Annotated in this window: 9 protein-coding genes; 2 read left to right on the top strand and 7 right to left on the bottom strand. The window is 58.1% G+C overall.

Annotated elements, in window-relative coordinates; translation table 11 throughout:
- Positions 1-247: 247 nt before the first annotated feature.
- The 6 genes from ACF8LI_RS23215 to ACF8LI_RS23190 all read right to left on the bottom strand — a co-directional run bounded on the left by ACF8LI_RS23215 (position 248) and on the right by ACF8LI_RS23190 (position 5,802).
- Entirely contained in the window at positions 248-850 is a 603-nt protein-coding gene (locus ACF8LI_RS23215) for a hypothetical protein (RefSeq protein ID WP_392413568.1), read from the bottom strand.
- Positions 851-1,218: 368 nt separating this feature from the next.
- Positions 1,219-2,280 carry an HNH endonuclease gene (locus tag ACF8LI_RS23210; protein WP_392413566.1) on the bottom strand — a complete coding sequence of 354 codons (1,062 nt, stop codon included), beginning with the start codon at positions 2,278-2,280 and terminating at the stop codon, positions 1,219-1,221.
- A gap of 400 nt (positions 2,281-2,680) precedes the next feature.
- Positions 2,681-3,841 (bottom strand): IS30 family transposase, encoded by a 1,161-nt coding sequence (locus tag ACF8LI_RS23205; protein ID WP_016448150.1) that lies wholly within the window; start codon positions 3,839-3,841, stop codon positions 2,681-2,683.
- A gap of 98 nt (positions 3,842-3,939) precedes the next feature.
- Complete coding sequence (locus ACF8LI_RS23200; protein ID WP_392453858.1) at positions 3,940-4,665, bottom strand: DUF2971 domain-containing protein; 726 nt, start codon at positions 4,663-4,665, stop codon at positions 3,940-3,942.
- Between the two features lie 87 nt (positions 4,666-4,752).
- Positions 4,753-5,025, bottom strand: a complete 273-nt coding sequence (locus tag ACF8LI_RS23195; RefSeq protein WP_152683524.1) for a hypothetical protein — start codon at positions 5,023-5,025, stop codon at positions 4,753-4,755.
- A gap of 264 nt (positions 5,026-5,289) precedes the next feature.
- A complete protein-coding gene (locus ACF8LI_RS23190; RefSeq protein WP_152683523.1) occupies positions 5,290-5,802 on the bottom strand; it encodes a hypothetical protein in 513 nt (170 codons plus the stop codon).
- Between the two features lie 1,038 nt (positions 5,803-6,840).
- On the opposite strand from ACF8LI_RS23190, the gene groES reads away from it, so the two are divergent.
- A complete protein-coding gene (gene groES, locus ACF8LI_RS23185; protein WP_016445456.1) occupies positions 6,841-7,131 on the top strand; it encodes a co-chaperone GroES in 291 nt (96 codons plus the stop codon).
- A 48-nt stretch (positions 7,132-7,179) separates the two neighbouring features.
- Positions 7,180-8,823 (top strand): chaperonin GroEL, encoded by a 1,644-nt coding sequence (gene groL, locus ACF8LI_RS23180; protein ID WP_016445455.1) that lies wholly within the window; start codon positions 7,180-7,182, stop codon positions 8,821-8,823.
- A gap of 108 nt (positions 8,824-8,931) precedes the next feature.
- Here groL and ACF8LI_RS23175 read toward each other — a convergent pair whose 3' ends face one another.
- Positions 8,932-10,209, bottom strand: a complete 1,278-nt coding sequence (locus ACF8LI_RS23175) for a PLP-dependent aminotransferase family protein (protein ID WP_392413562.1) — start codon at positions 10,207-10,209, stop codon at positions 8,932-8,934.
- Between the last annotated feature and the right edge of the window lie 7 nt (positions 10,210-10,216).

Here is a 10,216-nt window from a genome sequence, read left to right as displayed (position 1 = left end):
AAGCCGTTGATTTCTCACATCCTCGTAAGCCATTCGTCATCGATCTTTAGAGAGATGCGCCACTGTAGTTTCGTCTGTTCGGAAAACGCGCCACTGTACTTTAGTTTTTTGCGCAACAAGGCTGAGGAGCGAGCTATCGGCCGAAGTACAAGGGCTCAGGGTCGAAGCGCAACGGCACAGCGGCATGGCAAGGGTTCGCATGTGTCTGCGATCGTCCCAAAGAAGCCCAACCGACGTGATCTACTTGTTAGCAGGAATTTTCGGCGAGATATCTTTGAATTTCACCCCAATCACTATCGTCAAAGCCGAAATATTTCCTACCTGCTGATTCCAAAGCTCTCTTTATCTGAGAGAATGAAACCTCCTCCGATTTAACTATCCTAACTATATTGTCATCTATCACGCAATAGCTCAAACCTTTCCCTTCAACTTTGTTTTCATATGATAGCAATTTGTGGCCACTGAGATTGGCTTCTAGAATGAGCCATTCAATCCATTTTCCCGAATAAGGTTCAAGACCCTCCTTCATTGCTTTTTGAAAATATTCGTCACGAAACTGCTCATATCGTCCAATTTCACTGCAATACCAATAAAGCGCTGCCTGAGGCTTTGGGCTTCCCCAATCTTTAATGTGGAAAACTTCAGATTCTTTGCAAACAATGTTGCAATCGTAAATTGTTGGAACTCCCTTTCCTCTATCTAGGGCGGCGTGAGTAACTATCGAGCAAAAACCTTGAATACGTGAGCCGAAATGCGAAGTTGGCTTGAATTTCTCTATTCCGCTTGCAAGTGACCCGTGGTACACATTTATTGACCGCATGAATACTTCATTCTTATATTTAATCGGCATGCAATAGGCATTCTGAGCTATCGAGATCGCAAGACGTCCTTAAACACTCGGCGCCTTACACTGGTAAGACGCTGATTTCGCACGCCCTCGCAAGCCATACGACATTGATCTTTTGAGAGATACGTCACTGTACTTCGTCTGTACGGAAAACGCGCCATTGAACGCTAGATTTTTGGCGAGCAACTGGCAACTACTGCCGCCAACGAGTCGTTGCGCTCCGCATGCCGTCAACGACCGCTGATGTCACTCGAAACCTACGTGCGTTGAGGGGATGAGGACTTCGTATGAATACCTAGCTGCCTCTTGGTAGCCCAAGATTTTTTCTGCACCCTCTGTGGGTCAAGTTTGGGCTATTCAATAGACTTGGGCTATTTCTGTTTGCCACCACGTGAAGCTAATAGCTGGAATTGACTGGAATCTAGCTCTTGGAAGGTGCTTGCGCCGTAGCGAAGCACGATGTCCTCCCTGCCTACGATCTCTGAACTCGACATGTTCTCTAGCTTGATTGGCACGGCAGACTGAGTTAAATCGCCGATCGCTTCGATGTCGCCCGGCAACATTGGTAGCTTGGGTACCTTGTCCTTGGGCTGGCCGGCATCTTCTGCAAGTAACGGAAGCGCGATTTGGTAAGCTCTGCCCCCAAACCGCAGGCGGAAGAACATGTAAGGTGAGTCCGTGGGCGCTTCGGGCTTGCGCCTCAAAAGTTGATAGTCAAACCTGCCGGGAGCATGTACAGCTGGCCGTGTCTGGACGAATAAAACAAGCAGCACGTCAGCGAATGCTTCAGAAGATTCCGCATCGCCACGTATCCAGCCCTTCAGAAGCTTCAATGATTCGCTCGTCTCCGGAGGGGCCACCGAGATGGCCATCTTGACGAGGCATTTGAATACCGCCGATGGTGCAAACCCTCTCCGCGTCAGCTTAAATTCTATGACTCCCGCTTCTGGATCAATGGTGTAGCGTCCTGCTCCGGACATTCCCTCCACGATCGTCATTTGATTCGAATCGTCTGATTCGATTTGGATGGTTCCGTCGTGAGCGCTATATTTTGGCGAAGCACCTTCTCTGTTTGGCGTGCGTTCGAGCGCACGCCAAGAAGCCGACCAGCGGCCAAAATGTGCATCGATGGTCGACCCAAACAGGGCGTTGCATTGATCGCATTCCTGCAAGTCGAAAAGCCATTGATTTCCTATGAGTCCAGGCAGTGCATGGGCTTTCTGGACGAAGCTCACGACAGGCGCACCTTGGTTGCAGTAGCGGCAGATCCGAGGCTCGGTACCGCCCAGATGCCACTCCTGTTCAATGTCGCCTCGTCCGAACCTAGCACTAGCGATGATGTCGTAGCGTTCACTTATCCAGCCGAGTTGTTGTGCAATCGTTGGCTCGTTCAGAACCGAAGTTTGCTCGTCGGGCTGCATTTTTGAGGTCATGATTTCGCTTTCCACCGTTTCTGATGTGACTATGGCGCTAGGTTAGCGCATTAGGAGCCATGGTCATTCAAAGCAAAAATCATCTGGATCCGCACAGTCGCCTACTGGCGGGGCCTACCGTCCCATCATGGAATAGATCCGACGCCTGAGTGTCCGAGCAACTGTGTCGGCAGATGTCGGGTTGTGGCCGACAGGCGACGGCCTGCACCGTTGATTGCCTATCCTAAACCGGACGCCCAAGGTGCATCCTCGAAGGTCAGCTTTGCGGTGCTGTACTCACCAGTAGATAGGCCCGGCTTCGGCCAGGAGCGGTCGGTCGAGGCGCTCGCCTGGCCGACAGCGTTAGGCTGGTTGACGACGTTCAGCGGAGACAACCAGACGACGGCTCAAGACGGTGGATTCAACCGGTCAACGCAACACACTCATCAAACATTTCAGCAGGTGTTCTGAACCCCAGCGTCTTCCTGGGACGCTGGTTCAACTGCCTTGCAATCGCATCCAAGCTCTCCTGTGAGTAGCCCGACAGATCCAGGCCTTTGGGAAGGTACTGCCTGAGTAACCCGTTCGTGTTCTCGTTGGTGCCCCGTTGCCATGGATGGTGCGGGTCGCAGAAGTAGACCTGGATGTCGGTCGCCAACGTGAAGCGCTTGTGCCCCGCCATTTCCGAGCCGCGATCCCAGGTCAAGGAGCGGTAGAGCTCATGCGGCAGGCTCCTGGCATGTCTGGCTAGGGCCGCAGCCACGGTGTACGAGTCTTTGTCCACCAGCTTGACCAGCATCACATAGCGCGTGTGTCGCTCCACCAAGGTCGCGATCTGGCTATGAGCATCGCCGAACAGCAAGTCTCCTTCCCAATGCCCTGGCACGGCCCGATCTTCTATACAGGCCGGACGTTCGCTGATGGGGACGGCACCGACGATTCGGCCATGGATACTGGTCTTTTGCGTGTAGTGCCGTGAACGACGCATGCCTCTGGTGCGCCGCAAATGCTCCAGAAGCTCCTTCTTCAAAGCGCCCCGCGTCTGGACAAAGAGCGTGCGATAGATGGCTTCGTGGGACACCTGCATGCTCCTTTGCTCTGGGTAGGTCCGTTTGAGCCAACCGGCGATCTGCTCAGGCGACCATCGATGCTGCAGTTTGCCAGCCACGATCTGCGCCAGGGCTGGATTGCTCGCCAGCTTGCAAGGCTTGGGGCGGTGCGCACGCTCCCAGGCTGCTTCATCGGCGCGCGCAGCCCTGTAGCAACTCTTGCCACCGTTGCGGTGAAGCTCACGGCTGACAGTGGATGCAGCTCGCCCCAAGCGCGCGGCAACGCAGTGGATGGATTCGCCCGCAGCCAATGCCCGCGAGATCTCCTCGCGCTCAGCGAGAGTCAGTGCCAATCGTGATCGATGGCGCGCTGGCGGGCGGATTCCGCCGGTTGCGGCCAGGATGTTCTGAATGGAGGTATGTGGCCGATCGAACAGCTTGCCGATCTGGTGCAGGGTATCGCCCTTGCTCCAGCGATCCCACATCATCGCCTTCTGTGCTTCGGTGTAGTAGATCCGAGGTCGTTGCTTCATGGCCAGCACTCCTTGCGCCAGGTGCAGTCATTGTGTTGCATCGACCGGTTGAATCCACCACCCAAAGCAGACACCTAAATCACTAACGTTAGCCAGCCCTATGTGTACCGTGGAGTTCCAAGCATGCTAGAAACTCTAATTCGGTCTTCGAGTCCACGCGCTTTCGCGGCTTGCCGGATAGCCGCGATGTCGGCCTCTGGCAGGGAAGGCCCGAGATAGATACGTTCGATGAGTTGCGGAACCTCGAACTCCACGTTGACTCCGTGCTCGGGAACTTGAACACCAAATTCCTCAGCCATGCGAACCGACACGGCCAATCGGAACTCCCGTTCCCACGCAAAGGCCATGTGCTTGTACCAAAAGCGGTCAATCATGCTTACGCGAAGCCGCTCCTTAAGTAGGTCTACATAGTTCACGTTTCCTGCCCACAAGTCTTCATGTCCGTACTCTGGCTTCAGGCGAAATGGCTTGGCTGCGGCACGAATTCTTTCAGCATTCGTGCGCACGGCAACACCTTTCCACGAAGCAGCGTAGAGCTGCCACATGGCATCGCTTTCATAGCTTGCACGGTGCCAGCAGCTGACCTTAGTAAGACGCCGGAGTTCTTCAAACGCTTTCTCGCCAAATTCAGCCTCCGCATATCGAGGATCCACGGGGAATCCCGGCGGAAGCACGGCCACTGCACCCTCAAACGGATCCTGAAATTGCCGAGCTGCTGCGAAGTAAAGATGGTTGGACTGCAGTAATTCCAAGAACCTTTCTGTTTTGAAGTACCGCCAAAGCGGTTCACTCATGTCGATTTCTTGATTGCCGATGATTCTCACGACTGCTCCCGTGCTGACTAACACCTGAATTAAGCCGCGCCGCGAAGCGGAGTCGGCTTGAATGAATTGTTGGCAACTGTGCCTTCGTCACTTACAAATGGCCGCAAGGAACAGAGCGGCAGATGCGAGCCAAACAGTTACTTCAACAATCAGTCTCTTTTCAGCGTTAGCCTTACGCCAAAAAAGTAGCCATGTAGAGGCAAGTAGCAACCAGAACGTCGTATACCAAAGAGTCACCGGATTTCCTGCGATGACTTTCGTTGAAAGAACGAAGAATAGAAGCCAGATCGCCGGGAGAACAAGTAGGGCGACTCCGGAAGCGAACCATCCGGCGCTTCTAAAAATATCCATGATCTTCATGCTTTACTCTCATGATCAAGTGAAACTTGCCAAACTGCCTAACAAGATTTAGACGAAAGACAAAAATCATGTCGTTCTCATAAAACTGATTCTATCCAGATTCATGAGAGTGAGCAATCACAAGCCAGAAACCAAACCAAAGCGGACCTGGCGAAGTCCCAGGAACAATCGGCTGCGAGCAGCATTTGGAGGCTTACGAAGCACGAAGCTGGTCGTTTGCTGTAAGGCTGGGTTGGGCGTCAAGCTTGACACCAAGCTGGAGCACTACCTGCCTCGATCGTTCAACGAACCGTCTTTGCTGAGCCAGACGCCGTCACTGAGATAGACCTCTCCTCCATCGTCACCAATAGCGAGCTCTTCGTAAAGATTTTCCCTCTCAGCGGTTGTTCTTTCGCTCAGGTTGGGCAAGCTGTCGAAGATCTCGAAGAATCTTCTGAAAACTCGGTCATTCTCTTTGTGGAAATCTTCTTCACTCTCGCTGGCCCCCAGGATGATTTCTGCAATTAACACGTACTCTCGACTCTTCCAGTCACTTTTGACTGTGGGCCGCGTATTCAACTCTAGGCCGAGGCGTAGAGCAGCTTCAACTAGTCGCATTCGATCCGTACAAACCAGAATGCGCCCGTGGTCTTCGTCGGCTGTGGCCGTCATCAGTTCCCATTTGGGCTCTTCCCCAAGGATTCTTAGGAAGGCTGTTTGACGCCGCACTACGACATAACTCTCTTTGCTTTCCAGTCCAATTTTTTGCGATGCGAGTATGGAGAATGAATTTGACATATTTTATTTGTGCTTTGTGAAGTCCCCAAGCGCGTTATAGCTAAATTGGCTCTGGACAGCTCGACTTTGCCACATGACGGGAGCGGAGCGTACTCACAATCCAGGCGATATGGCTTTGCTCCTGCTTTCAGGTCTCGTCCAGGACGGCGCTCTTGGCCGACAGATGTCCTTGTGCGAGGGCAAGCCTTTCTACGGAGTGCTCAGCGCATTCGGTGTTTTGCATAAGCCTCGCTGTAGCGGGCGGCATGGTGGCCGCGAAGTCCCCGGGAGCGCGTCACTCAGGCTCGATCTGAGCCATCCAAACCATGCTCACCTCTCATCGCGCAGTGAGGCAGGGCGGTCGAGCACTCGACACCACCCCTCATAGGTCATCGCCAGAGGCTTCGGCCCTCATCCGCCCCCGACCTGGTCAAGCTCCCCTTTAGGACTGGCCCGTCATCGCGCCACGAAGGCGGAGCTTCTCTCCCTCTGACTCCACAGAGGGCACCAGCCGAGGCCTCGGTCCTCGCTCGCGCCTGATCTAGGGCAGTCAATCTGCACGGCTGGCTGATCTTGGGCGCGCTCAGCCCCACGGCCAGGGCCCGCCCTCGATGCGACGTCAGGACACAGCCCGCAAGGCTGCATGGCGGTCCAGCGCCAGCCTTTCGCTGGCAGTTCTGTGTGCTCCTGCAGGCCGCGCTTCGCCGCTGGCCAGCGCGGGCGCGCCCCGAAAAAACTAAAGATCAGTGGCGGAAAAACTAATGTGTAGTGGCGTTCCGCATCGGGCCTGCAGGCCGCGCCTCGTCGCTGGCACGCGCCCCGAAAAAACTAAAGATCAGTGGCGGAAAAACTAATGTGTAGTGGCGTTCCGCACTCCGCGCCGGATGTGCCGTCTTGCGGCACATCCGGCCCTACCCCTTGAAACCTGGCCGAATTGCCTTATTATTAGCACTCGTTGGGTATGAGTGCTAACAATCCTCTGTCCCACATTGCTTCGAATGCCGGCCCGCCGGGCCGGCAAGTCTTTGTTTCAACTTTGTTGATGATTTAGGAGTTGGTATGAACCTGCGTCCCCTGCACGATCGCGTGATCGTCAAGCGCCTCGAAAACGAAACCAAGACGGCTTCGGGCATCGTGATCCCCGACAACGCCGCCGAGAAGCCCGACCAGGGCGAAGTGCTGGCAGTGGGTCCCGGCAAGAAGAACGACAAGGGTGAAGTGATCGCCCTGAACGTGAAGGTCGGCGACCGCGTTCTGTTCGGCAAGTACAGCGGCCAGACCGTCAAGGTCCATGGCGACGAACTGCTGGTGATGAAGGAAGACGACCTGTTCGCGGTCGTCGAAAAGTAATCCACGCGCTTCGAAACCGCACTTTCCAACTGAATCCGGAGAATTGAAATGGCAGCAAAAGACGTAGTTTTCGGCGGCGAAGCACGCGCCCGCATGGTTGAAGGCGTGAACATCCTGGCCAACGCGGTCAAGGTCACGCTGGGCCCCAAGGGCCGCAACGTGGTGCTGGAGCGCTCCTTCGGCGCCCCCACCGTGACCAAGGACGGCGTGTCGGTCGCCAAGGAAGTGGAACTCAAGGACAAGCTGCAGAACATGGGCGCCCAGCTCGTGAAGGAAGTGGCCTCCAAGACCAACGACATCGCCGGTGACGGCACGACCACCGCCACCGTGCTGGCACAGGCCATCGTCCGCGAAGGCATCAAGTACGTGGCCGCCGGCCTGAACCCCATGGACCTCAAGCGCGGCATCGACAAGGCTGTCGCCGCCCTGGTGGAAGAGCTGAAGAAGCAATCCAAGGCCACCACCACCTCCAAGGAAATCGCCCAGGTCGGCTCGATCTCCGCCAACTCCGACGAATCCGTGGGCAGCATCATTGCCGAAGCCATGGACAAGGTCGGCAAGGAAGGCGTGATCACCGTTGAAGAAGGCAAGTCGCTGGCCAACGAACTCGACGTCGTCGAGGGCATGCAGTTCGACCGCGGCTACCTGTCGCCCTACTTCATCAACAACCCCGAAAAGCAGGTTGCCCTGCTGGACAACCCCTTCGTGCTGCTGTTCGACAAGAAGATCAGCAACATCCGCGACCTGCTGCCCACGCTGGAAGCCGTGGCAAAGGCCGGCCGTCCCCTGCTGATCATTGCAGAAGACGTCGAAGGCGAAGCCCTGGCAACGCTGGTGGTCAACACCATCCGCGGCATCCTGAAGGTTGTGGCTGTCAAGGCTCCTGGCTTCGGCGACCGCCGCAAGGCCATGCTGGAAGACATCGCCATCCTGACGGGCGGCAAGGTCATCGCTGAAGAAGTGGGCCTGGCGCTGGACAAGGTGACCCTGGAAGACCTGGGCCAGGCAGTGCGCATCGAAATCGGCAAGGAAAACACCACCATCATCGACGGTGCTGGCCAAGCTGCTGAAATCGAAGCCCGCGTCAAGCAGATCCGCATCCAGATCGAAGAAGCCACCAGCGACTACGACCGCGAAAAGCTGCAAGAGCGCGTGGCCAAGCTGGCCGGCGGCGTGGCCGTGATCAAGGTCGGCGCTGCCACCGAAGTCGAGATGAAGGAAAAGAAGGCCCGCGTTGAAGACGCCCTGCACGCTACCCGCGCTGCTGTGGAAGAAGGCATCGTGGCCGGCGGCGGCGTGGCTCTGCTGCGTGCCAAGCAAGCCGTGGGCGAACTGAAGACCGGCGACGCCGAGCAGGACGCCGGCATCAAGCTGATCATGAAGGCCATCGAAGCGCCCCTGCGCGAAATCGTGGCCAACGCCGGTGGCGAGCCCTCGGTGGTGGTCAACGCCGTGCTGAACGGCTCGGGCAACTACGGCTTCAACGCCGCCAACGACACCTACGGCGACATGCTGGAAATGGGTATCCTGGACCCGACCAAGGTGACGCGTACGGCCCTGCAGAACGCCGCTTCCGTGGCATCGCTGCTGCTGACGACCGAAGCCATGATCGCCGAGTCCCCCAAGGCTGAAGGCGCCCCCGCCATGCCCGACATGGGCGGCATGGGTGGCATGGGCGGCATGGGCATGTAATTGCCCGCCGCAACCGGGCAGGCCTTGCGCCATGCCCGGTTTGCCCCGCAAGAAAAAGGCCGCCCTCGGGCGGCCTTTTTCATTGCATGAACGCTGTTGCCGATGTCCTCAGGACACGGCCTGGCCCCAGGCCCGGCCCAGGCGCGCCACGGCCTCGGTGATCTGGGGCACGGTGGGCGCCGCATACGACAGGCGCATGCACAGGCCGGCCTGCTGCGCCGCCTCGGCCGGGAAGAAGGCCTTGCCTGGCACATAGAGCACGCCCTGCTCCACAGCGGCCGTGAACAGCGCCCGGGCCAGGGCCTCGGGCTCGCCCGCATGCCGTTGTGGCGGCAGCAGCTGCGCCCAGACGAACATGCCGCCCGCAGGCCGCACGAAGCGGATCTGCTCGCCCAGGGCCGACTGCATGCCCGAGCACAGCGCATCCATGCGCGCCGCGTACTCGGCGCAGGCCTGGGCCAGCTGGGGTGCATAGCGGCCCGAGCGCAGATAGTGCGCGGCGATCATCTGCGCCAGCGGCGAGGTGCACAGGTCGGCCGTCTGCTTGGCGATGGTGCAGCGGCGCAGCAATTGGGCGTCGGCCAACATCCAGCCGATGCGCAGCGCCGGTGCCACGGTCTTGGACAGGCTGGACAGGTAGACCACGGGGTTGGACTGGGCACCGCACTGCGCCAGGCCCGTTTCGTAGATCGACGGCTCGCGCTGGCCGGTAAAGCGCAGCTCGCCATAGGGATCGTCCTCGACGATGACAAAGCCATGCTCGCGTGCCAGCGCCACCAGGGCCGTGCGCCGCGCCGCGGGCAGCAGCGTGCCGCCCGGGTTGGAGAAGTTGGGCACGGTGTAGAGCAGCTTGGGGCGGCGCGCATGGGGCCACTGCGCCAGCAGGCTGGCCAGGGCACCGGTGTCCAGGCCGTGTTCATCCGTGGGCACGGCCACGACCTGTGCCTGGGCCAGCTTGAGCGTCTGCAGCGTGGCCGGGTAGGCGGGCACCTCGACCAGCACCGGATCGCCAGGCTCCACCAGCACCTTGACCAGCAGGTCGAAGGCCTGTTGCGAGCCCGTGGTCACGATCATGTCGGCCGGCGTGCAGGCAATGCCGCGCGTGGCGCACAGCGCGGCCAGGGCTTCGCGCAGCGGCAGCTGGCCTTCGCTGGCGCCGTACTGCAGGCTGGCGGCAGCGTCCTGCTGCAAAGCGGCCATCGCGGCCTGTTGCAGGCCTTCGGCATCGAACAGGCTGTGCGAGGGATAGCCGCCCGCCAGCGAGAGCATGCCGGGGCGGCTCAGATAGGGAAACAGCTCGCGTATGGGCGAGCCTTCGGGGTGCGCGAACAGCGGGTTGAACAGATGGGCGGTGGGCGACTGAATGCCCAGGTCTGCAGTGCTCATGAAGGCC

Source organism: Delftia sp. WSY_12, from assembly GCF_043104645.1.
In the GTDB taxonomy this organism is placed as follows: Bacteria; Pseudomonadota; Gammaproteobacteria; order Burkholderiales; family Burkholderiaceae_C; genus Comamonas; species Comamonas tsuruhatensis.
The sequence above is the reverse complement of the archived record's forward strand: the minus strand, read 5'-3'. Positions and strand labels throughout refer to the sequence as shown.

Bases quoted from the DNA above. Each gene is read 5' to 3' on its own strand.
- ACF8LI_RS23190 (WP_152683523.1), bottom strand. From the start codon at position 5,802: ATGTCAAATTCATTCTCCATACTCGCATCGCAAAAAATTGGACTGGAA.
- ACF8LI_RS23175 (WP_392413562.1), bottom strand. From the start codon at position 10,209: ATGAGCACTGCAGACCTGGGCATTCAGTCGCCCACCGCCCATCTGTTC.
- groL (WP_016445455.1), top strand. From the start codon at position 7,180: ATGGCAGCAAAAGACGTAGTTTTCGGCGGCGAAGCACGCGCCCGCATG.
- ACF8LI_RS23215 (WP_392413568.1), bottom strand. From the start codon at position 850: ATGCCGATTAAATATAAGAATGAAGTATTCATGCGGTCAATAAATGTG.
- ACF8LI_RS23205 (WP_016448150.1), bottom strand. From the start codon at position 3,841: ATGAAGCAACGACCTCGGATCTACTACACCGAAGCACAGAAGGCGATG.
- groES (WP_016445456.1), top strand. From the start codon at position 6,841: ATGAACCTGCGTCCCCTGCACGATCGCGTGATCGTCAAGCGCCTCGAA.
- ACF8LI_RS23210 (WP_392413566.1), bottom strand. From the start codon at position 2,280: ATGACCTCAAAAATGCAGCCCGACGAGCAAACTTCGGTTCTGAACGAG.
- ACF8LI_RS23195 (WP_152683524.1), bottom strand. From the start codon at position 5,025: ATGAAGATCATGGATATTTTTAGAAGCGCCGGATGGTTCGCTTCCGGA.